At 62.8% G+C, this 24,056-nt stretch carries 25 protein-coding genes and 2 pseudogenes; 17 read left to right on the top strand and 10 right to left on the bottom strand.

The annotated features are described in order from the left end of the window. Window positions 1-4: 4 nt before the first annotated feature. On the bottom strand, window positions 5-478 hold the full coding sequence (ybaK, locus tag ACHMW7_RS07550; RefSeq protein ID WP_395449670.1) for a Cys-tRNA(Pro) deacylase: 474 nt from the start codon (window positions 476-478) through the stop codon (window positions 5-7). A gap of 188 nt (window positions 479-666) precedes the next feature. On the opposite strand from ybaK, the gene ACHMW7_RS07545 reads away from it, so the two are divergent. The 6 genes and pseudogenes from ACHMW7_RS07545 (at window position 667) to ACHMW7_RS07520 (ending at window position 4,620) form a co-directional block, all read left to right on the top strand. Beyond that, complete coding sequence (locus tag ACHMW7_RS07545; RefSeq protein WP_395449669.1) at window positions 667-1,317, top strand: glutathione S-transferase family protein; 651 nt, start codon at window positions 667-669, stop codon at window positions 1,315-1,317. Between the two features lie 112 nt (window positions 1,318-1,429). Then, on the top strand, window positions 1,430-2,215 hold the full coding sequence (locus tag ACHMW7_RS07540; RefSeq protein ID WP_395449668.1) for an SDR family NAD(P)-dependent oxidoreductase: 786 nt from the start codon (window positions 1,430-1,432) through the stop codon (window positions 2,213-2,215). A gap of 95 nt (window positions 2,216-2,310) precedes the next feature. Further along, window positions 2,311-2,484 carry a hypothetical protein gene (locus tag ACHMW7_RS07535; RefSeq protein WP_395449667.1) on the top strand — a complete coding sequence of 58 codons (174 nt, stop codon included), beginning with the start codon at window positions 2,311-2,313 and terminating at the stop codon, window positions 2,482-2,484. 28 nt (window positions 2,485-2,512) lie between these two features. Next, on the top strand, window positions 2,513-3,124 hold the full coding sequence (locus ACHMW7_RS07530) for a DJ-1/PfpI family protein (RefSeq protein ID WP_395449666.1): 612 nt from the start codon (window positions 2,513-2,515) through the stop codon (window positions 3,122-3,124). Between the two features lie 181 nt (window positions 3,125-3,305). Then, window positions 3,306-4,022: a helix-turn-helix transcriptional regulator gene (locus tag ACHMW7_RS07525; RefSeq protein ID WP_395449665.1), complete on the top strand. Its 717-nt coding sequence runs from the start codon at window positions 3,306-3,308 to the stop codon at window positions 4,020-4,022. Between the two features lie 162 nt (window positions 4,023-4,184). Beyond that, window positions 4,185-4,620 (top strand): annotated as a pseudogene (locus tag ACHMW7_RS07520) (GFA family protein). A gap of 30 nt (window positions 4,621-4,650) precedes the next feature. On the opposite strand, the gene ACHMW7_RS07515 reads toward ACHMW7_RS07520, so the two are convergent. Beyond that, on the bottom strand, window positions 4,651-5,454 hold the full coding sequence (locus ACHMW7_RS07515) for a class I SAM-dependent methyltransferase (protein WP_395449664.1): 804 nt from the start codon (window positions 5,452-5,454) through the stop codon (window positions 4,651-4,653). A gap of 309 nt (window positions 5,455-5,763) precedes the next feature. Between ACHMW7_RS07515 and ACHMW7_RS07510 the strand changes: the two genes are divergently transcribed. Next, window positions 5,764-7,107: a serine hydrolase gene (locus ACHMW7_RS07510; protein ID WP_395449663.1), complete on the top strand. Its 1,344-nt coding sequence runs from the start codon at window positions 5,764-5,766 to the stop codon at window positions 7,105-7,107. A gap of 267 nt (window positions 7,108-7,374) precedes the next feature. Next, window positions 7,375-8,844 (top strand): serine hydrolase, encoded by a 1,470-nt coding sequence (locus ACHMW7_RS07505; protein ID WP_395449662.1) that lies wholly within the window; start codon window positions 7,375-7,377, stop codon window positions 8,842-8,844. 75 nt (window positions 8,845-8,919) lie between these two features. Here ACHMW7_RS07505 and ACHMW7_RS07500 read toward each other — a convergent pair whose 3' ends face one another. The 4 genes from ACHMW7_RS07500 to ACHMW7_RS07485 all read right to left on the bottom strand — a co-directional run bounded on the left by ACHMW7_RS07500 (window position 8,920) and on the right by ACHMW7_RS07485 (window position 12,860). Continuing rightward, the gene (locus ACHMW7_RS07500; protein ID WP_395449661.1) at window positions 8,920-9,621 is read right to left on the bottom strand and encodes a DUF1013 domain-containing protein; all 702 of its coding nucleotides are present in this window, start codon (window positions 9,619-9,621) and stop codon (window positions 8,920-8,922) included. Between the two features lie 225 nt (window positions 9,622-9,846). After that, window positions 9,847-10,335, bottom strand: a complete 489-nt coding sequence (locus ACHMW7_RS07495) for a heme-binding protein (protein WP_395449660.1) — start codon at window positions 10,333-10,335, stop codon at window positions 9,847-9,849. A gap of 164 nt (window positions 10,336-10,499) precedes the next feature. Beyond that, window positions 10,500-11,096, bottom strand: coding sequence for a response regulator transcription factor (locus ACHMW7_RS07490; protein ID WP_395449659.1), 597 nt, complete (start codon window positions 11,094-11,096; stop codon window positions 10,500-10,502). 111 nt (window positions 11,097-11,207) lie between these two features. After that, entirely contained in the window at window positions 11,208-12,860 is a 1,653-nt protein-coding gene (locus ACHMW7_RS07485) for a sensor histidine kinase (protein WP_395449658.1), read from the bottom strand. Between the two features lie 296 nt (window positions 12,861-13,156). Here ACHMW7_RS07485 and ACHMW7_RS07480 point away from each other — a divergent pair, with 296 nt between their 5' ends. Together ACHMW7_RS07480 and ACHMW7_RS07475 are read left to right on the top strand one after the other, a co-directional pair. After that, a complete protein-coding gene (locus tag ACHMW7_RS07480) occupies window positions 13,157-13,723 on the top strand; it encodes a hypothetical protein (RefSeq protein ID WP_395449657.1) in 567 nt (188 codons plus the stop codon). A gap of 188 nt (window positions 13,724-13,911) precedes the next feature. Continuing rightward, window positions 13,912-15,276: a hypothetical protein gene (locus ACHMW7_RS07475; RefSeq protein ID WP_395449656.1), complete on the top strand. Its 1,365-nt coding sequence runs from the start codon at window positions 13,912-13,914 to the stop codon at window positions 15,274-15,276. Between the two features lie 3 nt (window positions 15,277-15,279). On the opposite strand, the gene ACHMW7_RS07470 is transcribed toward ACHMW7_RS07475, so the two are convergent. The 3 genes from ACHMW7_RS07470 to ACHMW7_RS07460 all read right to left on the bottom strand — a co-directional run bounded on the left by ACHMW7_RS07470 (window position 15,280) and on the right by ACHMW7_RS07460 (window position 18,988). Next, window positions 15,280-15,930 (bottom strand): DUF7002 family protein, encoded by a 651-nt coding sequence (locus ACHMW7_RS07470; RefSeq protein WP_395449655.1) that lies wholly within the window; start codon window positions 15,928-15,930, stop codon window positions 15,280-15,282. 41 nt (window positions 15,931-15,971) lie between these two features. Then, window positions 15,972-17,585 carry an adenylosuccinate synthetase gene (locus tag ACHMW7_RS07465; protein WP_395449654.1) on the bottom strand — a complete coding sequence of 538 codons (1,614 nt, stop codon included), beginning with the start codon at window positions 17,583-17,585 and terminating at the stop codon, window positions 15,972-15,974. A 398-nt stretch (window positions 17,586-17,983) separates the two neighbouring features. Beyond that, window positions 17,984-18,988 carry an NAD(P)H-quinone oxidoreductase gene (locus tag ACHMW7_RS07460; protein WP_395449653.1) on the bottom strand — a complete coding sequence of 335 codons (1,005 nt, stop codon included), beginning with the start codon at window positions 18,986-18,988 and terminating at the stop codon, window positions 17,984-17,986. Window positions 18,989-19,102: 114 nt separating this feature from the next. Here ACHMW7_RS07460 and ACHMW7_RS07455 point away from each other — a divergent pair, with 114 nt between their 5' ends. From ACHMW7_RS07455 to ACHMW7_RS07445, 3 genes and pseudogenes are all read left to right on the top strand, one after another. Further along, window positions 19,103-19,297: a DUF1192 domain-containing protein gene (locus ACHMW7_RS07455; RefSeq protein WP_395449652.1), complete on the top strand. Its 195-nt coding sequence runs from the start codon at window positions 19,103-19,105 to the stop codon at window positions 19,295-19,297. Window positions 19,298-19,376: 79 nt separating this feature from the next. Further along, a pseudogene (locus ACHMW7_RS07450) lies at window positions 19,377-20,625 on the top strand (MFS transporter). A 98-nt stretch (window positions 20,626-20,723) separates the two neighbouring features. Next, on the top strand, window positions 20,724-20,987 hold the full coding sequence (locus tag ACHMW7_RS07445; RefSeq protein WP_395449651.1) for an ArsR/SmtB family transcription factor: 264 nt from the start codon (window positions 20,724-20,726) through the stop codon (window positions 20,985-20,987). Window positions 20,988-21,243: 256 nt separating this feature from the next. Here ACHMW7_RS07445 and ACHMW7_RS07440 read toward each other — a convergent pair whose 3' ends face one another. After that, window positions 21,244-21,426, bottom strand: coding sequence for a YdcH family protein (locus ACHMW7_RS07440; RefSeq protein ID WP_184772614.1), 183 nt, complete (start codon window positions 21,424-21,426; stop codon window positions 21,244-21,246). Between the two features lie 239 nt (window positions 21,427-21,665). On the opposite strand from ACHMW7_RS07440, the gene ACHMW7_RS07435 reads away from it, so the two are divergent. The 4 genes from ACHMW7_RS07435 (at window position 21,666) to ACHMW7_RS07420 (ending at window position 24,007) form a co-directional block, all read left to right on the top strand. Further along, a complete protein-coding gene (locus ACHMW7_RS07435) occupies window positions 21,666-21,869 on the top strand; it encodes a YdcH family protein (protein ID WP_214391539.1) in 204 nt (67 codons plus the stop codon). Between the two features lie 117 nt (window positions 21,870-21,986). Then, the gene (gene purE, locus ACHMW7_RS07430) at window positions 21,987-22,451 is read left to right on the top strand and encodes a 5-(carboxyamino)imidazole ribonucleotide mutase (RefSeq protein ID WP_395451286.1); all 465 of its coding nucleotides are present in this window, start codon (window positions 21,987-21,989) and stop codon (window positions 22,449-22,451) included. Window positions 22,452-22,510: 59 nt separating this feature from the next. Beyond that, the gene (locus ACHMW7_RS07425; RefSeq protein ID WP_395451285.1) at window positions 22,511-23,530 is read left to right on the top strand and encodes a 5-(carboxyamino)imidazole ribonucleotide synthase; all 1,020 of its coding nucleotides are present in this window, start codon (window positions 22,511-22,513) and stop codon (window positions 23,528-23,530) included. 159 nt (window positions 23,531-23,689) lie between these two features. Beyond that, complete coding sequence (locus ACHMW7_RS07420; protein ID WP_395449650.1) at window positions 23,690-24,007, top strand: antibiotic biosynthesis monooxygenase family protein; 318 nt, start codon at window positions 23,690-23,692, stop codon at window positions 24,005-24,007. Window positions 24,008-24,056 lie beyond the last annotated feature (49 nt).

Here is a 24,056-nt window from a genome sequence, read left to right as displayed (position 1 = left end):
AACATCAGCGGATGAGGTCGACCACCTTGGCCCCAAGCGCCTGGACCAGGTCGTCGGGCCGCATGCGAATCTGCAGGCCACGCTGTCCGCCATTGAGAAAGACCTCGTCTTCGAGCGTCGCCATCTCCTCGACGGCGGTTGCCACCTGCTTGCGCTGGCCGAAGGGACTGATGCCGCCGACCTTGTAACCGGTCAGCCGCTCGGCATCGACCGGCTTCATCATCTGCGCCGCCTTGGCGCCGAAGGCGGCCGCCACCTTCTTCATGTTGACCTCCTGATCGGAGGGCACCACCACGCAGGCCGGCTTGCCATCGACCTCGACCATCAGCGTCTTGAGCACGATGGATGCGGGCACCCCCATGGCCTCCGCCGCCTGCAGCCCGACACGCTCGGCGCCGGCATCGTAGTCATAGGTAGCCACGGCGAAAGGGACACCTGATTTGGCGAGCATCAACGTGGCAGGAGTCGTCTTGGACATGCCTTGTTTTGCAACAGTGGCTCGGCATTTCGCAATAGCGGCGATTGCGTGAACGACGGCAATGGTGCCGTCAGCCGCGCCGAGCCGTGCGCTGCCGAAGGAAAATCGGGTACGTTGTCGGGAGCCACGCCGGTCGTTCGTCCTCTGGTGGCTGAATACAAGGACATGCAACAAGCCGGAGCCGTCCAATGACCCCCACCATCACCGCCTTTGAACGCTCGCCTGACGGCGGCCAGGGACTGGCGCGTGACATGCGCGTGCGCTGGGCACTCGAGGAAGTTGGCCAGCCTTACAAGGTTCGTCTCGTTTCGTTCAAGGCGATGAAGCTATCAGCCCATCTGGCGCTTCATCCGTTCGGGCAGATCCCGACCTATGAGGAAGGCGATCTCGTCCTGTTTGAGTCGGGCGCCATCATCTTGCATATCGCCGAGCACCATGCCGGGCTGCTGCCAAAAGATGCCAACGCCCGGGCGCGCGCCATCACCTGGATGTTTGCCGCGCTCAATACGGTCGAGCCGCCGATCGTCGAGCTTGAGCAGGCGCCTTTTGTGGAAGGCGACAAGCCCTGGCTGGAGGAGCGCATACCGATGCTCAAGGATCGCATCCGCGTCCGGATGGGCGAGCTTTCCAATAGGCTTGGCGATGCCGACTGGCTCGATGGCACATTCAGCGCCGGCGACCTGATGATGGTGATGGTGCTGCGCCGGCTGGAGGGGGATGGCATAGTGGAAGATTATCCAAATCTCTCAGCCTATGTCGCCCGCGGCCAGGCGCGGCCCGCCTACAAGCGCGCCTTCGAGGCCCAGCGGGCGGTTTTCACCGCCGCATCTTCGGGCTGATCAAGGCCGGCGCGGTAGGCTCGCCGTCCTCCCTCCCCGTTGACCGCGCCTGCCCTTCCCGCCACTGTCCGCAACTGGATTCGCCCGCGAAGCAGGGCCAAGGGAGCGGACAATGAAGCTCGACGGCAAGACGGCAATCATCACCGGCGGCGCCAGGGGCATCGGCTATGCCATTGCCGAGCGCTTCCTGCGCGAAGGTGCGCGCGTCGTCATCGCCGACATCGACAATGAGCAGGGCAACACCGCCCAGCGCGACCTTGAAAAGCTCGGCCAGGCCCGTTTCGTCCGCGCCGATGTCGGCAAGCGCCTCGACGTCCACAATCTCGTCGCCTCGACGATCGACGCCTTCGGCGACGTCGACGTGCTGGTCAACAATGCCGGCATCGACCACCAGGCCGATTTCCTCGACCTCGCCGAGGATGATTTCGACCGCGTGCTGAGGATCAACCTCAAGGGTGCCTTCCTTGCCGGCCAGGCCGTCGCCCGGATCATGGTCGACAAGGTCAAGGCGGGCGGCGGCCCAGGGGCGATCATCAACATGTCGTCGGTCAATTCGGTCGTCGCCATTGCCGACCAGGTGCCCTATGCGGTGTCCAAGGGCGGCATCGCCCAGCTGACGACAGTCATGGCGCTCGGCCTTGCGCCCCACGGCATCCGCGTCAACGCCATCGGCCCCGGTTCGATCTCGACCGACATGCTGGCTCGCGCCAAGGCCGATCCGGCGGCGAAAGCCCGCATCCTGTCGCGCACCCCGCTCGGCCGCATCGGCGAGCCGCAGGAGATCGCCGCGATCGCCACTTTCCTCGCCTCCGACGACGCCTCCTACATCACCGGCCAGACCATTTTTGCCGATGGCGGGCGGCTCGCGCTCAACTACACGATGCCGGCCAAAGTCTGACGCCAATTAACTTCAGGACGCCGGCCTGCTCCTGACAGACTGCTGTCAGGAGGGGTGTGCGATACTCCTCTCACTCAAGACAAGGAGGACCCGTCATGAACACCTTCACGCCTGACATCTTTCGCACCATCAGGCATTATGCCGGCAAGGTCAGGACCATGCACAATGAGATCCGCACCGAGCGGCTGATGAATTCGCTGCCGACAAGCATCCGCAAGGATATCGGCTGGCCCGACCGTTTCAATACGCGCCGCGCCGACCGCAACTGACACATCGCCTGACACAGGGGACACGCCCATGACCGCACCCAAGACCATCGGCGTCTTGTTCATCGAAGGTTATGCCGATTGGGAATACGGCCTGCTGGCCGCATCGGCGGTCGAATGGTTCGGCTCGCGCGCGGTGGCGATTTCGCCGCACGCCTCGCCGCTGACCTCGATCGCCGGCTTCAGCCTTGCCGCCACGCGCAGCACTGATCCGGCGGAAAACATGGATCTCGACGCGGTCGCGGTCATCGGTTCGGACGGTTGGGCAGCGAAGGACGCGCCTGATGTTGCGCCACTGCTCAAGGCGGTCGCGGCGCGCGGCGGCGTGGTCGGCGGCATCTGTGCCGGCACACTGGCGCTCGCCCGCGCCGGCCTGTTCGAAGGCACGAGCCACACCAGCAACGGCCGCGACTGGATCCTCGGCCACGAGCCGGCCTATGCTGGTGCAGCAAGCTACCAGGATGTGCCGCACGCCGTCGCCGACAACAACATCGTCTCGGCTCCGGGCTCGGCGCCAGGCACTTTTGCCGCGGCCTTTCTCGAGGCGCTCTATCCCGAGATGGCCGGCCAGATCGGCGAGATGCGCGCCATGTTCGCACGCGAGCATGCCATGGTGGCGCGCGCACATGGTGACGCCTCCTGACAACACGCTGTCAGGAGCCTTGTGCGATGATAGGATGAAGAGTTCCGCATGCGTGGTCATTCGGCGCCATCCAGCGCCGGCACGAAGGCCCAACGGAACAGCTTTTTGACGATGCGCATTGTCATCGAAGCCAGGCGCCCCCACTTGGCCAAGAACAGCGCGAGACTTTGAGGGGTTTTCGATGAGACGCGCCGACAGGCTGTTCCAGATCGTACAGCATCTCCGAGGTGGCCGCCTGGTCACCGCGCACAAGCTGGGCGCGTGGCTCGAGGTTTCCGAGCGCACGATCTATCGCGACATCGCCGACCTGCAATCGACGGGTGTGCCGATCGATGGCGAGGCCGGGGTGGGCTATATGATGAGGGAAGGTTTCGACCTTCCGCCGCTGATGTTCACACGAGATGAAATCGTCGCATTGGTTGCCGGCGCCCGCATGGTCCGCGCCTTTGGCGGTGCCGCCATGGCGCGTGCCGCCGACGAAGCGCTGGTCAAGATCGGCGCCGTGCTGCCCGACTCCGAAAAGGACCGTATCGCCCGCACCGAGATCCACACGCCGATGTGGGTGGTTTCCGACGCCGACCGCGAGGCGATCGACCTGATCGAACGCGCCGTCGAAAAGCGCCAGGTGCTCAAGCTCGACTACAATGACGAGGCCGGCCGCGGTTCGGCCCGCGACGTGCGCCCGCTCGGCCTGTGGTTCTGGGGCAAGGTCTGGACCCTGATCGCCTGGTGCGAAATGCGCAACGACTTCCGCGCCTTCCGTATCGACCGCATCTCTTCGGTCGCCTCTTCCGGCCGCAGCTTCAAGCCCGAGCGCGGCAAGCTGCTCGTCGACTACTACCGCAGCGTCGAACGCAGCGAATCTTTCGGCACCCCCGATCGCACCTCCCGTGGCTGACGCATCCTCCCGGCATCAGCCTCACCAGAAAGGCCCGGCCACAAGCCGGGCTTTTTTGGTTTTGGTACAAGCGACAATCGGGCCCACATCCTTGAAATCGCGACCGGTTCAGTTCAGTTGAGAACCGAACCTGATAACCCTGACGACAAGGACATCGCGGCCATGAACATGGACATTCATGAGATCAACGGCGCCTGCCACTGCGGCACGGTCCGTCTGCGCGTCAGGGCTGTCGGACGGCCTGCGCAGCGCGCGACGCTGCACCTGCTCCTACTGCCGGATGAAGGGCGCGGTCGCCCTGTCGGCCGATCTCGGCGGCGTCGATGTGCTATCAGGCGAAGACGCGCTGACCATCTACCAGTTCAACACCATGGCGGCGAAGCACTACTTCTGCTCGAAATGCGGCATCTACACCCACCACCAGCGCCGCTCGAACCCCAACCAGTTTGGCGTCAACGCCGCCATCCTCGAAGGCATCAGCCCGTTCGACTTCACCGAAATCCCTGTCATGGACGGCATCAACCATCCGTCCGACCGCAAGGGCGGCGCATCAGGCTCAGGCATCGCCGGCACGCTGCGCTTCATCGCCAGCGAATAGCGCGGCTCGCATCGCCAACGGCTCCGCCGTTCAGCCTGGCGTTTTCGCCTTGACCATCCAGGCACGCGCCACAAGTTCGATCGGCCCCGTCGATCCCAGCCGCTCGGCCAGGCGCGCCTTGAGTTTGGCGCGCTGATACGCGTTCAGGCTCATGCAGTAACCAGGTGCTGGCCCCGCACCCAGCGTGAACGGCTGCCAGAACGCCTCGAAATCCGCGAACCGGGTTTCGATCTCCATCGGCGCGATGGCAATGTCGCGCAAGCCGGCTTCCCGGCATAGCGCCAAAAGCCCTTCGCGTGTGCAGAACGGAAACCGCTTGCCTTCGCCCAGCTCCGCCGCAGCCGGATCGATGGTGATGGCTGCCTGCCAGAACTGGCGGATGAAGCCGATGCCGCCGCCAGGATAGTCCCAGACATAGAACGACACCACGCCGCCCGGTTTCAGCACGCGTCGCATTTCGGCAAGGGCGGCCGGCCTGTCGGGAACAAAGTTGAGCACCAGCCCGGAGGTGACGACGTCGATGCTCGCCGGCTCCGCCGACAGCTTCAGCGCATCCGCCACTTCGAACCGGACCCGTCCGTCACCGATCGCTTTGCGGACATGTGCTACGAAATCGACTGAGGGATCGATGGACAAAATCGAGCGTGGTGCCGCAGCTGAAAGCACCGCAGCCGTCAACGCGCCGGTGCCGCATCCGATCTCCAGCCACGCGACCTGCTCGGGCGGCGAAAGCCAGGCGACGAACTTCGTCGCCACCAGCCGACTCCACCGGCCCATGTAATGCTCGTAGCTGTTGCCGGCACTCCAGGCGTCGAATGCGGCGGACCCGCTCATCTCGCACCTCAGGGGCATCTTGCGTTCGCTGAGCCCATGATCATGCGCCTGCCAAGGCGAACCGGCAAGCCGACGGCCGCGCTTGCAGCCCATGTGACGGGGCGCGCAATGCTGTTGCAATCTCAGGCCGTCAGATGAGTGAGGCTCCCAAGCGACAATGCCTGTTCGAGAGACAGCAACACGATGATATCAAAAAGAACCCCTTCCGCGCTTTCAGGCGCCCTGACTGTCACGGCGGCAATCTGCACCGTGGCTGCATTCTCGGCCGGCCTGCTCTGTCTTGACCAATTGATCGAGAGACCTTTCACGGTGACGACAGCATCCGCCAGCAGCGCCTCCAATACGTTCCCGGCCGATTCGGAAATCCGCAAGATCCTTGCCGAGCGCATCGACCTCAGGGCCGAAAGCGTCGGCATCGTCGTCGGCGCGATCGGGCCGCATAACCGCAGCGTCGTTGCCCACGGCAAGTTTGGCGCCAGTGACCCGCGCCCGGTCGATGGCAACACGCTTTTCGAGATCGGTTCGATCACCAAGGTGTTCACCAGCCTGTTGCTGGCCGACATGACGGCATCAGGCGAAGTGAAGCTCGATGACCCGCTCGCCAATTACATGCCCGACGGCGTCACTGTGCCCGAGCGCGCCGGCAAGTCGATCACCCTTGCCGATCTGGCGACCCACCGCTCCAGCCTGCCGAGCCTGCCCGACGACCTGGTTCCGCCTGACATGCTCAATCCCTACGCCGCCTACACCACCGAACAGCTCTACGGCTTCCTGTCGCACTACCAGCTGCCGCGCGACATCGGTGCCGATTTCGAATATTCCAACACCGGCTTCGGTCTGCTCGGCCATGCGCTGGCCCGCCGTGCCGGCATCGACTACGAGACGCTGATGCGGCAGCGGATCATCGACCCGCTTGGCATGACCAGCACCGCCATCACGCTTTCGCCCGAACTCGCCGGACGCATGGCCACGGGCCATAATGGCGACCTGCAGCCCGTCCCCAACTGGGAGCTTCCGGCCTTTGCCGGCGCCGGCGCGCTGCGCTCGTCGACAAACGATCTGGTCAGGTTCCTGGCCATGGCGCTGAGCACCGAAAAGACCCCGCTCACCGAGGCCGTTGCCGCGGCGAGCGTCAAGCGCAAGCCGGTCAACGCCGACACCCAGATCGGTCTCGCCTGGATGGTCACCGAATCCTCGTCAGGCGATATCGTCTGGCACAGCGGCGGCACCGGCGGCTTCACCACCTTCATCGGCTTCCATCCCGCCTCCCGGTCCGGTGTCGTCGTCCTCTCCAATTCCGACGCCGGGGTCAACGACATCGGCATGCACCTGCTCGACCGCGACATCCCGCTCGCCGAGCCGAAGCCGAAACCGGTCGAAGCGGTCGTCGATCCGAAACTCTTCGACGGCTATGCCGGCCGCTACGAGCTCGCGCCCAACCTGGTCTTCGAAATCACGCGCGACGGCGACAAGCTGTTTGCGCAGCTGACCGGCCAGCCCAGGCTGCGCCTTTTCCCCGAGGGCGGGCACCGTTTCTTCTACAAGGATGTCGAGGCGGCGATCACCTTCGTGCAGGCAAAAGCCGGCCCGTCGCCAAGCCTGACCTTGCATCAGTTCGGCAACGACATTTCGGCACCGCGACTGACCGACTGAACCGCCGGGGCTGACGCCTCGAACCACAAGCGAAACCAAGGGCCCCGTCGAGACGGGGCCTTTTTGCCGCGTGCGTGAAACAGGGCCGATTTGCCAGCCAGCGCTTGCAGCCCAGCCAGCGGTCAGCCGCGCCTGGATATCGACAACCGCAATGCTCCCGCAATCCGGACGCGCCAGACAGTGACGTTTGCACCTTGCACATCAGCCTTCACGCCAGAGCTACCCAAAGACAACACCCAAAAGACGACAGCCCCAAGACGATAACCAATGACTCGCTTCCGGATTCCTTCCGCATTTTCAGGCGCGCTGACCGCCGCTGCCGCGATCTTCGCCGTCGCTGCCGTTGCCGGCGGGCTGCTCTATCTTGACCGCAAGATGGACAGGCCCATTGTCGTGACGACAGCCTCGAGCGCCTCGTCAAGCCAGCTGCCCACCGAGACGGAGATCCGCCGCATCCTTGCCGACAGGATCGACGTCCAGAGGCAAAGTGTCGGCATCGTCGTCGGCACGATCGGACCGGGCGGGCGCAACATCGTTGCCCATGGCAGCTTCGGCGGCCTCGATCCACGCGCGGTCGACGGCGACACCGTTTACGAGATCGGCTCGGTGACCAAGGTCTTTACCGGATTGCTGCTCGCCGACATGGCCGCACGGGGCGAAGTGAAGCTGGACGACCCGGTGGCCAAATACCTGCCGATGAACGTCGCCGTCCCTGAACGCGGCGGCAAGGCGATCACCCTTGTCGACCTCGCCACCCACACCTCCGGCCTGCCACGCATGCCCGACGATTTCGAGCCGACCGACGAGACCAACCCTTATGCCGACTACACGGTCGAGCAGATGCATGCCTTCGTCTCCAGCTACACGCTGCCGCGCGACATCGGCACCGAATATGAATACTCCAATCTCGGCTCAGCACTTCTGGGGCAGGCGCTGGCAAGCCGCGCCGGCAAGGATTACGAAGCCCTTGTCGATGAGCGCATCATCGCCCCGCTTGCCATGCGCAGCACGGCGATCGCGCTTGCGCCACGTCTGGCCAAGCGCATGGCAACCGGCCACAACGCGGTGCTGGAGATTGTTCCCAACTGGGACCTGCCCGCCTTTGCCGGCGCCGGCGCGCTGCGCTCGAGCGCCAGCGACCTGCTCGACCTGCTCCAGGTGACGCTCAACAAGGACACGACGCCGCTGACCACGGCCCTTGCCGGCACGCTGGCAACGCGGCGGGCGATCGGCGAACAGGAGACCTCCGCTGCCCTCGGCTGGGTCGTCACCAAAAGCAGCAATGGCGAGATCGCCTGGCACGATGGCGGCACCGGCGGCTACAGCGCCTTCATCGGCTTCCACCCCGGTGCACGGACCGGTGTCGTTGTGCTGTCGAATGCCAACACCGGCGTCAGCGACATCGGCCTGCATCTGCTCAATCCAGAGATCCCGCTGACCAGGGCCAAGCCGCGCCACAGCGAAGTTTCAGTCGATCCCAAGCTGTTCGACAGCTATGTCGGCCGCTACCGGCTCGCGCCCGATGTGATCCTCTCCGTCATGCGCGACGACGACGGCCTGTTTGCCCAGTTCACCGGCCAGCCCAGACTGCGGCTGTTTGCCGAGGGCGGACACCGCTTCTTCTACAGGGATGTCGAGGCCGCCATTACCTTCGCCGAACCGGCGGCGGACCGCTCGCCCAGCCTGATCCTGCACCGCTTCGGCCGCGATATGGCAGCACCGCGCCTGTCGGACTGACCTCTCCTGCAGGGCAGCGCAGAAACAAAAAAGGCCCCGCATAACGGGGCCTTTTTGATGCTGTGAGGAAAACCCTCAGAACTTGTCGTCTTCGTCCTCGTCGGGCGTCTTCGAGCGCAGGGCCGAGAGCTTGGCGAACACGGCGTTGGCGTCGAGTTCCTTGTCTTCGTCCCTGGGTGCGGCCTGCTCGGGCGTCAGGCGCTCGGTCAGCGAAGCCGGCAAAAGTGTATCGCCGGTCGGTGCCGGGGCTTCGCGGCCGCGCGAGGCGCGCTGCACTTCGATGTCGAGGTCGATCTGCGAGCACAGGCCGAGTGCCACCGGATCGAGCGGCGACAGCGTCGCCATGTTCCAGTGCTTGCGCTCGCGGATCTGCTCGATCGTCGCCTTGGTCGTGCCGACGAGGCGCGAGATCTGCGCGTCCTTCAGTTCGGGATGGTTCTTGACCAGCCAGTAGATGGCGTTCGGGCGATCCTGGCGCTTGGACAGCGGCGTGTAGCGCGGACCCTTGCGCTTGGCCTCGGGCACGCGGACCTTGGGGTCCGACAGCTTGAGGCGGTGATTGCTGTCGCCCTCGCCCTTGGCGATCTCGGCGCGGCTCAGTTGGCCGGTCATGATCGGGTCCATGCCCTTGATGCCCTGGGCCGACTCGCCGTCGGCGATGGCCTTCACTTCGAGCGGGTGCAGCGAGCAGAACTGCGCGATCTGTTCGAACGAAAGTGCCGTGTTGTCGACCAGCCAGACGGCGGTCGCCTTGGGCATAAGCAGCGTATTGGCCATGCGATATATCCTCTTCGCTCGCCCGCGTCCCTCACGCGGGCGGTGGATCAAGACCACCAGAAAATGGGAAATTCGGCCCGTATATAGACGCATTCGCCGGCCACCGCAACGATTTTGGAACCGCCGGCAAATGGCCCGTTTCGCCTGCGCCGGCGCACGAAAAAGCCCCGCTCCGGGCGAAGCCGGGAGCGGGGCTGATCATGCCGGCAATGCTGCCGAATGGGCTTACTTCAGCTGGTCGGCGACCTTTTCGAGCGCAGCGACAGCGCAGGCTTCGTCAAAGTTGCCGCCCGGTGCGCCGCCGACGCCGATCGCGCCGATGACAGCGTCGCCAGCCTTGATCGGCATGCCACCGGCGAGCACCAGGAAACCGTCAATGTCGACGAGGCCGGCAGCGCCGGGGTTCTTCTGCACGTTCTCGGCCATCTTGGAGGTCGGGGTGCGCGACGAGGCCGAGGTGAAGGCCTTGTCCTGGGCAGCCGAAACCGTGTGGGTGCCGGCATTGTCGGCGCGGACGAGGGCGCGCAGCACGCCGGCGCGGTCGACCACGGCGGCGGTGACGTTGTACTTGTCGGCAGCACATGCGGCGACCGCGTTCTGGGCGATCTCGACGGCAAGGCTCGACGAGATGTTCTTCTCGGTCAGCACCTGTGCGGAAGCAGCGCCATTGAGGGCGACGGTGGCAGCGGCGGCGAGGAAAATGCTCTTGATCATGACCTGTCCTGATGTTGCTTGGGAGAAAGCGTCTTGCTTGTCCGAGGCAATACCTACGCTGGTCACAGGCACAGCAGAATCCGCGATGCCACCACCTGGCCTAGGTAGGACTACCTAGCCGCCCCGTCAGGGCGAAGCGCAGGTCGACGCAGCGAAAGCGGATGTCACGCCCCCTTTTCCAGCAGCGTCAGCCGCACGAACTCGGCCACCGAGCTGGTGCCGAGTTTCTCGGCGATCTTGGCCCGGTGCGCGTCGATGGTGCGCACCGACACGTCGAGTGCCTGCGCCACCTCCTTGCTCGCCCAGCCCTGCGCCACCATGTCGAGCACCTCGCGCTCGCGCTCCGTCAGCCTGGCCAGAAGCGTGCGCGCCTCGCGCTTTTCCAGCCTGGCGTCGAGGCTCAAGAAACCCTGCTGAAGTGCTTCGACCAGCACCTCGCCATCGACCGGCTTGGTCAGGAAATCCTGGATGCCGGCCTTGAAGGCGCGGCGGCAGGCGGCGACGTCGCCATGGCCGGTGATCATGATGGTCGGCCAGTCGATGCCGCGCTCACTGAGCTTCTGGTGCAGCTGCAGCCCCGACACTTCGGGCATGCGCAGGTCGACGACCAGGCAGCCTGGCTTGTCTTCATCGACATGCGCCAGGAACGTCTTGGGATCACCTAAGGTCTCGACCTCGATGCCATAGGTACCGAGCAGGAACGCGATCGCCTCGCGCACCGCCTCGTCGTCGTCGATCAGATAGACCTTGTACCGGCTCATGCGCCTTCTCCCCGCAGCACGCGTGTGGACGCGTCAAGGCCGCTCCGCCACCTGATGAACCCGCGCACCGCGCGTGTGGACGCGCTAAGGACCGTCCGGCAGTCGTTGAATCTACGCATCGTGCGTTCCGGCAATCGGTTGCGATTTTCGGGCCGATGCGGCGGGCAGCGTGATGACGAACCGCGCCCCACCGCCCTCGCCATTCTGCGCCTCGATCCGCCCGTCGACCCGCTCCACCAGCGTCTGGCACAAGGACAGCCCCAGCCCCATGCCGTCGGCCTTGGTGGTGAAGAACGGTGTGAACAGTTTTGGCAGCACCTCGGCTGCGATGCCTGGCCCGTTGTCCGACACCACGACCTGCACCTCGCCGCCGACGGCACGCGTCTCGATGCTGATCCGCGCACCAACGGTGCCTTCCAGCGCATCGGCGGCATTGCGGATCAGGTTGTGCAGCACCTGCTCCATCTCGATGGGGTCGACCACCGCCTCCGGCCCGTCCCCGGCAAGCTGGAGTTCCAGCGCGATACCGCGCCGCGCGAGATCGGCGGAAGTCAGCGCCACGATCTCGGTGACGATCCCGTTCAGATCAGAGGCGACGGGCGCCGGCGCCTTGTTGGAGGCATAGTCGCGCATGCGTTTCAGCATGGCGCCGGCGCGCTTGGCCTCGCGCACATTGACGTCGAGCGCCTGCGCGATCAGCCCGAGATCGGGCTTTTCCGCACTCGCCAGCCTGAGTGCCGCCTGGCTGCGGCTCAGCACCGCCGTCAGCGGCTGCGTCAGCTCATGCGCCATGCCGGACGCCAGCTCGCCCATGGCGTTGACGCGCGAGGCATGCGCCAGAAGCGTCTCCCGCTCCTGCAACAATGCGCGTGCCTCCGCTTGCCGTGCCGTTTGCAGCGATGCCTGCGCCGCCGCCCGCTGGCGCAAGGCAAACATCAGCGCAAACGACGCAAGGCCGGCCAAAACAGCAAAGCCCAGCAACTGGCTCGGCGGCAGAAGGGCTGCCAGCGGCAGCGCCCGGTCGAGCGTAAGCAGGATCCGCTGCCCCTCGCCGTCGATCACCTTCTCGAAATGCGGTGCCGCCACAAGCGCGCTGCCAGTACCAAAATCCTCGTCCGCCGGCAGGTCGAGCAGTTCCTGGCCGTCGAGCATGAGCCTGAGATGCGCCCAGCTGGGGCGCTCCTCCGGCTCCAGCAACAGCCTGGCGTCGATGCCGAACACCAAAGCCGCGTCCGAAGGCGCTTGCGCCCGCTTGGCCAGCAGATAGCGGCCATTCTGGCTCGCATACACCGAGATCTTGCCGCGCAGCTGTTCGCCGATCGCCCCGCGCAACGGCGTGAGGTCCTCGCCGCCGCCCTCGGGCACTTCGACCAGCATGCTGACCCCGCCGGCGGGCGCAGCACCCGCGCCAGCCGCCGCCGCGCCGCTGGCCACAGCCGCGCCGCCACCCTCGCCACCCTCGCCACCGAGCGAGACCAGCGCGATCCAGGCAATGCGCGGATAAAACCTTGATATGCTCTCCATCACCTGCCGCACCGCGCCCAAGGGCGGGTCGGCACTGGTCAGCGCGATCAGGCTGGTCATATGCGCATCATGCTGTGCCGCCCGCTGCGAGATCAGCCGGTGCAGCGTCCGCCCGGTCACCTCCAGCTCACCCGCCAGCCGCGCCCGCGACGCCTCGACCGAATAGAGCGCAAAGGCCGCAAGTGCGGCGAGCCAGAGCGCGAGGCCGAGGAGGCGGGTTCTTGTCAGGTTCTTTGTCACGCACTCAGCCCGAAACCTGCCCAGGCAGATCCCGGCAGTAGGAGCACTATAGGAGAATGAGTTCGGGACGGCATAGCCGGAGTCTGGCGCCTGAACATACCATCAGCAGGCTTCATGCCTGCGACAAAAAAACGTGGTGCAAAACGGCATGGACCCGCTATCAATTTTCCCGCCCAACTACAATTAGTAGACGACATCGGCGCTAAATCAACCGGTAGCGGTTGCAAGGTGCCTGTTGAGAGTGCTGTCGAAACGAATAGAGTTGTCTTCCTCTAAGTTCGCGAAGGAGCCACGCGATGACAAAGCACTCATTGATCGCTGTAAAAGTGGCCGTAGGACCGACAATCATGCTCCGCAGCGGCGCAGTATTGGACTTCCTGGATCCTCATAGTAGCGAATTTACGATCGACGACATTGCTCATGGCCTCTCACTGATATGCCGCTATGCCGGCCAGTGCGACCGCTTTTATTCAGTGGCTGAACACTGTGTGCATGTAAGCGAAGTTGCAAGCGACCACGCATATGCAGCCCTCATGCATGACGCGGCGGAAGCCTTCATTGGTGATGTAACTCGCCCGCTGAAGCAACTGCTGCCGGCTTACAAGCGTATCGAGGCCGATGTTGAACGCGCTATCTTCGACCGCTTCAGCGTGCCGTATCCACTTCCAGATGCGGTCAAAAAAGCCGACTTGCGCGTGCTCGCTGCAGAACAAGCTCAGATCATGCCCTCTGGAACAGATGCATGGGCACACGCAGCAGGCGTGATCCCCGCAAAAATCACGGTAAAGTCGTATTCACCGCCAGAGGCAAAGCAAATTTTTCTACAGCGCTTCGAGCAGCTTCACGGTAGGTTAGATAGCTGAAAGCGCGCGCTTTCCGTCGACATTTCAACAACATCGCCCCGATAGGGCAGGCAATAGAATTTACGTTGTCAGATGTTGTCCACAAGCTAAAGCAATCTCTGGAAAACGATTGGATTGCGGGTGTATGGCCGGCACACTACGCGCTATGGTTCAGACGCCGCAGAGCGGACCATTCGAAGGAAAAATCGATGAACGTGCGCAAGGACCAGTCGCTCGATACGCTGGCCCGAACTGGAAATGTTGCTCAATTTGTGAGCTTCGCTCCGCATGCCGACGGTCGCCTGCGGCAGCAATACTCGCGCATCACTGGCTTTGCCCCTAATCACGATTTCGGCTCACTCCCTGCAGCGCTAAATGTGCTGCTGAGCAACAGCGTGGATGGGACGATCAATCTCCGCAGCTATTCGCCCGACAGTCCTCGTAGCCGAGAATTTGTGTACGGGCTCGGCCGACTAGAAGACGCTATTGCTTCTGCCAATCGGCTCGCCGGTGAAGGACTATTCATCATCGCCAACGAAACGGTCGACATCAATGACGGCGGCGTTTCAGGCGTAATCCAGGGCGGCGTCATCGAGTTTGCCCCAGACGACACGCCTCGCTGTGTGGAGAAACCAGGGGTGGTCTCTTTGCCACTGGACTGGGGCATAGCTTTGCTGAAAACTGTCTATGGTTTTCAACCAGACATCGATACTCCGCATGATAGTCGCTTAGAGTTTAGCATCCACCCGAAGCCCCGTGGCTGGAAGCGCAGCCATACGCTCGCGTGGGAATACGAAAAAACAGACAGCAGTTATCCCTCTCCAAGCTTTGCATGGCCCAACCGTTTTAGCCGTCATATAGGCGACAAAGCGTTTGGCTTGCTGATAGCTGATCACCTAGGGTTACCTGTTCCTAAAACTACTGTTTTTGGCCGACGAGTCGCACCGTTCACCTTCGGTCGACCAACTGGAAGTCTAGAGGTTTGGACTCGCACTTGTCCGCACGATCCCGAGCCGGGTCGTTACACAACGCTCAAAGGGTGGACAGACCCTTTCAAGCTCATGTCCGTTGAAGACAGCGAGCACAGTGCTATCGCCTCAGTGCTTTGCCAAGCTGCTGTTCCTGCCGTTTACTCGGGCGCAGCGATTGTGACTATCGATCACGAACTTTTGGTTGAAGGGCGTGAAGGCGAAGGCGACGGACTAATGCTTGGAAAAGATCGGCCCGAGAACCTGCCATCTGCGGTACTGAGCGACGTGCGTAAAGCGTATCAGAGCCTATCAGAAGAACTCGGGCCGGTCAGATTCGAGTGGGTTCATGACGGACAAAACGTCTGGATTGTCCAACTACACCGCGGCGAAACGCAATCCTCTTCTACAGTTCTTGTCCCAGGGGACGCTGAACATTGGAGCTCCTTCAGCGCAAGTGACGGGCTGGAAGCACTACGCGCGTTCTTGACCGACTTGCCCGCCGATGCCGGGGTAACAATCAACGGCGACATCGGACTAACCAGCCATCTTGCTGACCTTATTCGTAAATCCCAGCGACCAGCGCGGCTAATGTCCGATGCCTGAGCTTTAGAGCTCTGGTCCATCGTTTGCGTCTGCCCCGTCTCTCCGCCATATCTCGGCAACCTGACCATTTTCAATACGGTGCGCAGCTATCGTGTGGTCGCGAATGTCAGGGACGCCATCGAGGACTACCAGTTCGACCAGAGCATCGGCGTGTGTACGCGTGCGGCGCCGATCAGCGTACGGGTAATCGGCAACGGTCATGAAAGTTCCATTCCCACGAGGTTGCGGCTTCATGATCGTCGAACCGCTGTTGATGGGGCTGAGAAGGATGCGCTCACGATGAGCCGCGACAAGAGCTGCAGTATCAATCGTCAGTACGGTCTGCGGTTCCTCGCGGTAGGCTTTCGCTCCCAATAACCTCCACAAGCGTTCCTTCGAAAGCCAAAAGAAGGTTTTTCGATTGAGATTCTCGTACCACTCCTGTGGTGTCAGTCCGTCAAGCAAGCATTTTTTCAATGCCGAATCGGACATTGGCTTCTGGTCGCGAACGATTGCGTCCGGGTACTCGTCTCGCTTGATGATCACGGACTCGGCCCGGCGTTGCGATTCCAAGGCAAAACGATCTTGGCCTTCCACTCGATAGAGATCGAGAAGCGCCGACGTGCTGAGAAGGCCATTCGCCTGGATCGATGGCCAACTGCCGTCCTCGGCCATATGGTACAACCTTGGGTACCGTGCGAGAAGTTCGGCTTCTGTCACTGTTTCGATCCTTTTCCCCAAGTACGGCGATCGATAATTACGGCATCTTTGCCGAAATCCTTGGCGATAAGTGAAACAGAGGCGTTAGTCACAAGTTCGACCTCCTCGATGAATGATTTGGTTTCTGGTGTCAGTTCGTTGAACCTTCTGGCAGGGCGATTGGCGACATCAATGTAGTCGGCGAAGGTTAGCGCAATGTCAGTGACACCGTTGATTGACGCTGCTCGCCGGATTTGATCCCAATCGAATTCGGCGATCCGCCTTTGCTTCCCAGAAACGGTCCCCACTTCTGTATTGGCAATGCTCGCTTCTGAGATACCGCTGCGCTCCGCAACAATGCGAAAATTAATCGGGTTGGCCATGGGACCTGACTCACCACCCACTCTGATGGGATAAGTGCGCATCACCATGATGACCTTGCGTACGCGGCTAGGTGCGATCCCGGCATCGGCTAGGCAACCGGAGGCCGTTGTTTCTCGCGACGTCACATGGGGATACTGGCCGTGATGTATGCTTAGGTCTGTTCCTTGAGTTCCTTCCAACAGCACACGGTGACCGGCCGCATAGGCTTTCTCCAGTTCTGTTTTCGTACAGCGTATGAATTCCTTGAATTCCGGGATGTCTCGCGCCAAACGCACTTTGCTGCCCCAATACTCTTGGCCGTCCCGGCCCATAATTTTCCGCGCCGTCGCAGCACCAACCCCCTTCTTGGTCGAGCCGATAACCTCAAGCGTTCGCTCTTCTTGCTGTTTATCGGCGTCCTCGATGATCACGGCTTGCGGATCAATTGATAGGCGATCGGGTGTTAAATTGAGATCTTTGATCTCCTTCAGCACCTGAAGGACCGATAAGGTTGCCCCCGCGCCAATCAAAATCTTAGCAGTCAGGTTCGACAGCGTGCCTGACGGCATCTGGATGTAGTCATATTTTGGATGCGCAACCTTATGACCAGCATTCGGCCCTCCAACACGTACAAGGACTTGGTACTCCTCCGCTATGTGCGCACAGATGTTGCCCTTGCCCTCACTCCCATATTGCGCGCCGACTAAAACATCGACGCATTGCTCGGGTGCGCGCGGAAACAACCCGAGGCCGGCAGTCGCTCTAGCCAACAGTGACGCAGGATCGCTTCTGTCCGTCTCGATGACAAAGTCTGCACCCTTTGCCAAACTTTCGATATTTTGCTCTGTCCCGTGTAGTTTGGCGTCATCGTAGGTGGGAAACTCTTTGAGCTCAGCAGGTCGGCTGGCGTAACGTTCACGCAGCACACCTATTGGCGCGGTGAGATGAATGTGCCTCACGCGTTCGCCGAGGGCCTCGCGAAAGTGTGCAACCTGTTCACTCGTTCGGACAGCATCAATCAGCCAAATAGTACCATCTGGTTCATCGCCTGACACAGCTTTGAAGCCGTCAAATACCCACTTGCCACCTGTCTGCTGGTCCTTGTCGATGCCAAGCTTGATTAGAGCCTCGCGATCAGCGGTAGCGTCGATTTTTAGAAGTATTTGTCGCGTCGACAGGCGTTTGGCACCAAACCGCTGCTCGAACTTGGTCATCAACGCGGTTTTGCCTACCGAAATCGGTCCAGAAATAAGGAAAACGTAACTCATTGAATGCGACTCCCCCCGCATTAGTCATACAAATATCCGGCCAACGCCGTGGATAGATTTCATCATCTCCGGCGAACATTGACACCGATAGATCAGTATGGCCCCTCCCTAAGATTTTGAAATAATGAAAGTTCTTCGAAGAAGTCTACCCCAAATACATCGTGTTGAAAATCTTCTTTTCTAACCCCTTTCCACCTGACCGATAACCCTCCGTCCTGGCGACGGCGTCCGGGCTGGCAGGGGATAAGGTGCTGCTGCTCGGAGATGAGCCCCCAAGTCCGCGGCGGCTGGCGACGACTGAGCAGGGGTGAGACATGACGGCGTAACGCCGGCAAAAAGCCAACGATTTGGCTTTTCGAATATCGAGCGCCTGGAGCCATAGCGAAGGGCGAAACCCCTCACCCGACATCCAGCACGATCTTGCCGATGTGTTCGCCCTCTTCCATGCGCTCATGCGCCCGCCAGGCTTCCTTGAGCGGGAAGATCATGTCCATCACAGGCGCGACGCGGCGGACAGCCAGCAGCGGCCACACCTGGGCCTCGAGCGCTGCGGCGATCGCGCCCTTGAACTCGGTGGTGCGTGGCCTCAGCGTCGAGCCGGTATGGGTCAGCCTCTTGACCATCAGCTTTGAGAAATCGGCACTCGCCACCGCCCCGCCTTGCGTCGCGATCTGCACGATGCGGCCGTCGACAGCGGCGGCATGATAGTTGCGGCCGACATAGTCGCCGCCGACCATGTCGAGGATGACATTGGCGCCCTTGCCGTCGGTGGCGTCCTTCACCGCCTGGACGAAGTCTTCCGACTTGTAGTTGATGGCGCGGTCGGCCCCGAGCTTGAGGCAGGCAGCGCATTTGTCCTCCGAGCCGGCGGTGGCGATGACATAGGCGCCGAAGGCCGAGGCGAGCTGGATCGCTGTCGTGCCGATGCCCGACGAGCCGCCATGCACCAGAAGTGTTTCGCCTGGTTTGAGCGCGCCGCGCTCGAACACATTGTGCCAGACGGTGAAGAAGGTTTCCGGCACGGCGGCGGCTTCGGTGTAGGTGAAGCCGCTGGGCAGCGGCAACGCGTTGGTTTCGTGCACCTTGGCGTATTCGGCATAACCGCCCCCCGGCGTCAGCGCACAGACCGCGTCGCCAACCCGCCAGCGCGCAGCACCTTCGCCAAGGGCTGCCACCTCGCCCGACACTTCGAGCCCGGGCAGGTCGGAGGCACCAGGCGGCGCGGGATAGGCGCCCTTGCGCTGCAACACGTCAGGCCGGTTGACGCCGGCCGCATGGACCCGGATCAGGATCTCGCCCGCGCCCAGTTCGGGCAGGTCGCGCTTTTCCGCCTTGAGCACGCGCGGCCCGCCCGGCTGCGAGATCGCCACCGCAAGCATCTTGTCGGGAAGTCTGGTGGCCATGTCTTTTCGGTCTCCGTCGGTCCGGTGTGTCCCGGACTTTACATGTGGTTGACCGCACTATGTATTCTGATTGGCAAATCAGGCAAACGCCTGTCTGACATGGAGGAAGGCGAGATGGCGCTGTTCGACGACGAGCCGAAAAAGAAAAAGACCGTCCACGAGATCGGCCAGGACCTGTCTTTGCTGTCGGTCGGCGAACTCGACGAGCGCATTTCGGCCCTGCGCGCCGAGATCGTGCGGCTCGAGGCCGAACTAACCGCCAAGGGCTCGACCAAATCGGCGGCCGAAGCGCTGTTCAAGCGCGGCTGACGCCGGCGCGCCACCGATAAGCCCCAAAGCGGCTATCATCACATTCTGACTTCCTAATTGATTCGTGGTGGGACACCTGATGCTCGCAACCTACCGGCCGATCCTGTCCTTGCTGCGCGGCACCGCCTTCCTGCTTGCCGCCTCCGGCCTGCATGGCCTGCTGCTCCCCCTGCGCGGCCAGGAAGAAGGTTTTTCGACCACGGCCCTTGGCCTGATGGGCACCGCCTGGGCCGGCGGCTTCGTTGCCGGCTGCTATTTTGCCCCGCGGGTCGTGCGCCGCGCCGGCCATGTCCGCGCCTTCGGCACCTTCGCCGCGTCGGCTGCGATCATCGCCCTGCTGACCGGCCTGATCGTCAACGAATATGTCTGGATTGCGCTGCGCGCCTTCACCGGCTTTGCCATGGCCGGCGCCTTCATGGTCATCGAGAGCTGGCTCAACGAGCGCGCCACCAACGAAAACCGCGGCACCGTCTTTGGCCTCTACATGATGGTCACCTATGCCTCGATCATGGCCGGCCAGATGATGGTCGCCGGCGGCGACGTCACCAGCGCCTCGCTGTTCATGGTCACAGGCATCCTGTTTTGCCTGTCGCTGATCCCGACCGCGGTTTCGAGTGCCGCCCACCCCAAGCCGCTGCAGGACGTCTCGCTCGACATCAAGGGGCTCTACGCCAATTCGCCGGTCGCCTCGGTCGCCTGTTTCCTTATCGGTGTCGCCAATGGCGACTGGGGCACGCTGGGTGCGGGTCTATGGCGCGCGCGTCGGCATCTCGACGCCCGAGATCGCGCTGATGATGAGTCTTGTCGTCGTCTCCGGCGCCGCGCTGCAGATCCCGGTCGGCAAGATCTCCGACAGGACCGACCGCCGCTACGTGCTGATCGGCGCGTCGCTGGCCTCGGCCGTCGCTGCCGTGCTGATCTTCCTGGTGGCGCCGCGCTCCGGCCCGTTCGTCATCGCCATGACCGCCTGCTACGGTGCCTTTGCCTACACGCTTTATTCGCTGGCGGTGGCGCATGCCAACGACCACGCCAAGCCGGAGGATTTCGTCAAGGTTTCGGGCGGGCTTTTGCTGCTTTACGGCTTCGGCACCATGGTCGGGCCGCTGCTTGGCGCGAGCCTGATGGATGTGTTGCGGCCCGAAGCGCTGTTCCTCGCCACCGCCGCGGCGCACTTTGCGCTTGCCGGCTACACCGCGCTGCGCATCAAGCGCCGCGCGCCGGTGCCGATCGAGGAACGCGAAGCCTTCAAGACCCAGCCGGCCGACCGCAGCGCAACGCCGGAATCGCTGCGCCTCGACCCCAGGCAGAAGACCGAACCGGAAAGCTGACACCTCGCCCCACTGGCAGCGTGCAAAGCTGTCGGGCAGGAACGCCAAGGCTGCGACTCATGGTTGAGATTGCGCTGATGTTGCGGCACAAAGGAGCCATGACAGCTGACGACACCTTCCTCGCCATTTCGGATGCCAACCGGCGCCACCTGCTGGAGGAGTTGCGGCGTGGCCCCAAGACCGTGAGCGAACTCGCCGCCGGCCTGCCGGTGTCACGCCCGGCGGTGTCGCAGCATCTCAAGGTGCTGCTCGATGCCGGCCTTGTCAGCGCCCGCGCCGAAGGCACGCGCCGCGTCTATGCGGTGAGCATCACCGGCTTCCGCAAGCTCAACATCTGGCTCGATCAGTTCTGGGACGCTTGACGGCAGCGACAAGGTTGCGGCCACGCCTGGCAAGAGACTGCCACATTACGGCAGGCCAACGACAAGCTGGATCGCAGCGTTGGCGTGATGCCCGATCGCGGCAACTCCACCAGCCGCGCTGCAAGAGCGACTGACTTTACGTGATGCGCTGATTTGGCCGATAAACAACACCCTGTCCCGGCGGCGATGTTGTTTCGCCGCCGGCTGTCGGACCCTTGCCGAAAATCAGGGCCTTGTTGGAGACCTCCTGGCCAGCCTAGTGCTGGGTCGGGTCGTCGCCTCTCAGTTTTTCAATCTCGTCCTTGAGAGCCAGCTTGCGACGCTTCAGCGCTACGATTTGCAGGTCGTCCATGGATGGATGATTCATTGCCTCGCCGAGCTGACGCTCGACGTCGCCATGTTTGCGCTGAAGCTCTTCAAGATGGGAAGCAAGAGACATGATTGGTTCTCCCTTTCATGGTTTCCTCGATGCCCCGGGGCACAGCCCTGCCCACCGCAGACAGTGCTCTGTGACGGAACCATGACAGTCTGCCACCCTCGGTCGGCGATGTCGAATAAAGCGTGGTAGCATTTCCTGACAGCGTGAAATGTGATAAGGGCTTCGCGCCGGTGACAAGGAGTCGCCGACCCCGCCTTAGGAGCGCCCCGGGTGCGCCAGTGAGTTTGCAGACGGTAGACATGTCGGAACAGGAACAGGCCGAGATTCGTCTCGAGTTTGCACGCTTGAAGCAGGACCATGCTGATTTTGATGCCGCGATCAACGCGATGATCGCGATGGGCTGCGATACGTTGCAGATCCAGCGGATGAAGAAGAAGAAGCTGGTGCTCAAGGACAAGATCACCCAGATCGAAGACCGCATCATCCCCGACATCATCGCCTGAGAATCCGCCATTTTTGGCGGGCCTTTGGTTGCGATGGCAGCGCATTTCGGTTAAGCGCAGGCTTATCAAGCAGGGGTGCCGCGCGTGAGCAAGGACAGGGTCGACGTCGCCATCATCATGGGGAGCCAGTCTGACTGGGCGACCATGCGCCATGCCGCCGAATTGCTCGACGTGCTCGGCATTGCTTACGAGTCGCGCATCGTCTCGGCCCACCGCACGCCCGATCGGCTTTACGAATTCGCCAAGGGCGCCAAGGCTGCCGGCTTCCGCGTCATCATCGCCGGCGCCGGCGGGGCGGCGCATCTTCCCGGCATGACCGCGGCGATGACCCCGCTGCCGGTGTTCGGCGTGCCGGTCGAATCAAAGGCGCTGTCGGGCCAGGATTCGCTGCTCTCCATCGTCCAGATGCCAGCCGGCATCCCCGTCGGCACACTCGCCATCGGCAAGGCCGGTGCGGCCAACGCAGCGCTACTTGCCGCAGCCGTGCTTGCCCTGTCCGACGACGCGCTCGCCGCAAGGCTCGACGAATGGCGCGCCGCCCAGACCGCCAGGGTCGCCGAACAGCCGACGGACGACGCGTGAGCGCCCCTCTCCCCCTCGGCGCCACCATCGGCATCATCGGCGGTGGCCAGCTTGGCCGCATGCTGGCCATGGCGGCCGCTCGCCTCGGCTACCAGACGACGGTTCTGGAACCGCAGGCCGATTGCCCGGCGGCCCAGGTCGCCAATCGCCAGATCGTCGCTGCCTATGACGATCCGGCAGCCCTCGACGAGCTGGCGCGCGCCAGTGCCGTCGTCACCTATGAATTCGAAAACGTTCCCGTCGTTGCCGCCCAACAGCTTGCTCGAACCGTCGCGGTCTACCCGCCGGCGCGCGCCCTCGAGGTCGCCCAGGACCGGCTCGTCGAAAAGACCTTCCTGAATGGCATCGGGATATCCACAGCCCGCTTCATGCCTGTGGACAACGACCAGGATCTGGCCGCCGCACTGCAGGCTTTTGGCGGCAGCGGCGTGCTGAAGACCTGCCGCATGGGTTATGACGGCAAGGGCCAGATGGTCTTCCGCAACATGACGACAGGCGGCTTCGACGGCGCCTGCGCCTCGCTCGGCAATGTGCCGCTGATCCTTGAATCCTTCGTTGCCTTCGAGCGCGAAATCTCGATCATCGCTGCGCGCGGCACCGACGGCAGCATCGCCGCCTTCGACCCGGCCGAAAATGTCCATCGCAACGGCATCCTCGCAAGCTCGACCGTGCCTGCGGCGATCAGCGACGAAACCGCTTCGGCAGCGCGCGACGCGGCGCGCAAGATCCTCACGGCACTCGATTATGTCGGCGTCATCGGCGTCGAGTTCTTCGTGCTTGCCGACGGTTCGCTGCTGGTCAACGAGATGGCGCCACGGGTGCACAATTCCGGCCACTGGAGCGAAGCCGCTTGCGTCGTCTCGCAGTTCGAGCAGCACATCCGCGCCGTCGCCGGCCTGCCGCTCGGCGACGCCAACCGCCATTCCGACTGCGTCATGGAAAACCTGATCGGCGACGATATCGAAAAGGTCCCGGCCCTGCTTGCCGAAGCCGACGTCGCCGTCCACCTCTACGGCAAGGCCGAGGCGCGGCCGGGCCGCAAGATGGGCCATTTCACCAGGCTGTTGCCGCACCGCTGACGGGCGGCACCGGCAAGGCCCACCACTTAGCGGCTCGGCGTCACAACACCCCAAACACCTGCTTTGAGGGCCGGCAATGGCTGGCTTCGCCACGGTCCGGGTGGTTGACGCTCATGGCGGACGCTCGCGCTTAGCTAGTCAAGCTGGTACGGTTCACCAATGCGCGGAAAAGCAAGCTACCACATCATTTGGGAGTTCACGGTAGCCGAAGGGCATCGCGCAGACTTCGAAGCATCTTATGGTCCGTCCGGTTCATGGGCGCAGCTTTTTCGCAAAGGAGAAGGCTACATTGAAACCCAGCTCCTTGCCGATGAGGAGCGGGTGAACGTCTACCTCACGATTGACCGTTGGCTTAGTCGAGAACATTTTGAGCGGTTCAAAGTCGCTTACGATGCGGAGTACCGACAACTTGACGAGCAACTGGAGGGCGTAGCCGCAAGCGAGCGTCGGATCGGCGCATATTGCGCCCTCACATAGTCCGCTTTGACCTGGCCGGTTTCGAGCATCGCATCGCCAACTCTGGTCG

The sequence above is a fragment of the Aminobacter sp. UC22_36 genome, assembly GCF_044056035.1.
Classification (GTDB): domain Bacteria; phylum Pseudomonadota; class Alphaproteobacteria; order Rhizobiales; family Rhizobiaceae; genus Aminobacter.
This window is presented reverse-complemented; position numbering and strand designations above follow the sequence as displayed.

What these genes read in the sequence shown, in the direction of transcription:
- ybaK (WP_395449670.1), bottom strand. Translation starts at nt 478, where the DNA reads ATGTCCAAGACGACTCCTGCCACGTTGATGCTCGCCAAATCAGGTGTC.
- ACHMW7_RS07545 (WP_395449669.1), top strand. Translation starts at nt 667, where the DNA reads ATGACCCCCACCATCACCGCCTTTGAACGCTCGCCTGACGGCGGCCAG.
- ACHMW7_RS07540 (WP_395449668.1), top strand. Translation starts at nt 1,430, where the DNA reads ATGAAGCTCGACGGCAAGACGGCAATCATCACCGGCGGCGCCAGGGGC.
- ACHMW7_RS07535 (WP_395449667.1), top strand. Translation starts at nt 2,311, where the DNA reads ATGAACACCTTCACGCCTGACATCTTTCGCACCATCAGGCATTATGCC.
- ACHMW7_RS07530 (WP_395449666.1), top strand. Translation starts at nt 2,513, where the DNA reads ATGACCGCACCCAAGACCATCGGCGTCTTGTTCATCGAAGGTTATGCC.
- ACHMW7_RS07525 (WP_395449665.1), top strand. Translation starts at nt 3,306, where the DNA reads ATGAGACGCGCCGACAGGCTGTTCCAGATCGTACAGCATCTCCGAGGT.
- ACHMW7_RS07515 (WP_395449664.1), bottom strand. Translation starts at nt 5,454, where the DNA reads ATGAGCGGGTCCGCCGCATTCGACGCCTGGAGTGCCGGCAACAGCTAC.
- ACHMW7_RS07505 (WP_395449662.1), top strand. Translation starts at nt 7,375, where the DNA reads ATGACTCGCTTCCGGATTCCTTCCGCATTTTCAGGCGCGCTGACCGCC.
- ACHMW7_RS07500 (WP_395449661.1), bottom strand. Translation starts at nt 9,621, where the DNA reads ATGGCCAATACGCTGCTTATGCCCAAGGCGACCGCCGTCTGGCTGGTC.
- ACHMW7_RS07495 (WP_395449660.1), bottom strand. Translation starts at nt 10,335, where the DNA reads ATGATCAAGAGCATTTTCCTCGCCGCCGCTGCCACCGTCGCCCTCAAT.
- ACHMW7_RS07490 (WP_395449659.1), bottom strand. Translation starts at nt 11,096, where the DNA reads ATGAGCCGGTACAAGGTCTATCTGATCGACGACGACGAGGCGGTGCGC.
- ACHMW7_RS07480 (WP_395449657.1), top strand. Translation starts at nt 13,157, where the DNA reads ATGACAAAGCACTCATTGATCGCTGTAAAAGTGGCCGTAGGACCGACA.
- ACHMW7_RS07475 (WP_395449656.1), top strand. Translation starts at nt 13,912, where the DNA reads ATGAACGTGCGCAAGGACCAGTCGCTCGATACGCTGGCCCGAACTGGA.
- ACHMW7_RS07470 (WP_395449655.1), bottom strand. Translation starts at nt 15,930, where the DNA reads ATGGCCGAGGACGGCAGTTGGCCATCGATCCAGGCGAATGGCCTTCTC.
- ACHMW7_RS07465 (WP_395449654.1), bottom strand. Translation starts at nt 17,585, where the DNA reads ATGAGTTACGTTTTCCTTATTTCTGGACCGATTTCGGTAGGCAAAACC.
- ACHMW7_RS07460 (WP_395449653.1), bottom strand. Translation starts at nt 18,988, where the DNA reads ATGGCCACCAGACTTCCCGACAAGATGCTTGCGGTGGCGATCTCGCAG.
- ACHMW7_RS07455 (WP_395449652.1), top strand. Translation starts at nt 19,103, where the DNA reads ATGGCGCTGTTCGACGACGAGCCGAAAAAGAAAAAGACCGTCCACGAG.
- ACHMW7_RS07445 (WP_395449651.1), top strand. Translation starts at nt 20,724, where the DNA reads ATGACAGCTGACGACACCTTCCTCGCCATTTCGGATGCCAACCGGCGC.
- ACHMW7_RS07440 (WP_184772614.1), bottom strand. Translation starts at nt 21,426, where the DNA reads ATGTCTCTTGCTTCCCATCTTGAAGAGCTTCAGCGCAAACATGGCGAC.
- ACHMW7_RS07435 (WP_214391539.1), top strand. Translation starts at nt 21,666, where the DNA reads ATGTCGGAACAGGAACAGGCCGAGATTCGTCTCGAGTTTGCACGCTTG.
- purE (WP_395451286.1), top strand. Translation starts at nt 21,987, where the DNA reads ATGGGGAGCCAGTCTGACTGGGCGACCATGCGCCATGCCGCCGAATTG.
- ACHMW7_RS07425 (WP_395451285.1), top strand. Translation starts at nt 22,511, where the DNA reads ATGCTGGCCATGGCGGCCGCTCGCCTCGGCTACCAGACGACGGTTCTG.
- ACHMW7_RS07420 (WP_395449650.1), top strand. Translation starts at nt 23,690, where the DNA reads ATGCGCGGAAAAGCAAGCTACCACATCATTTGGGAGTTCACGGTAGCC.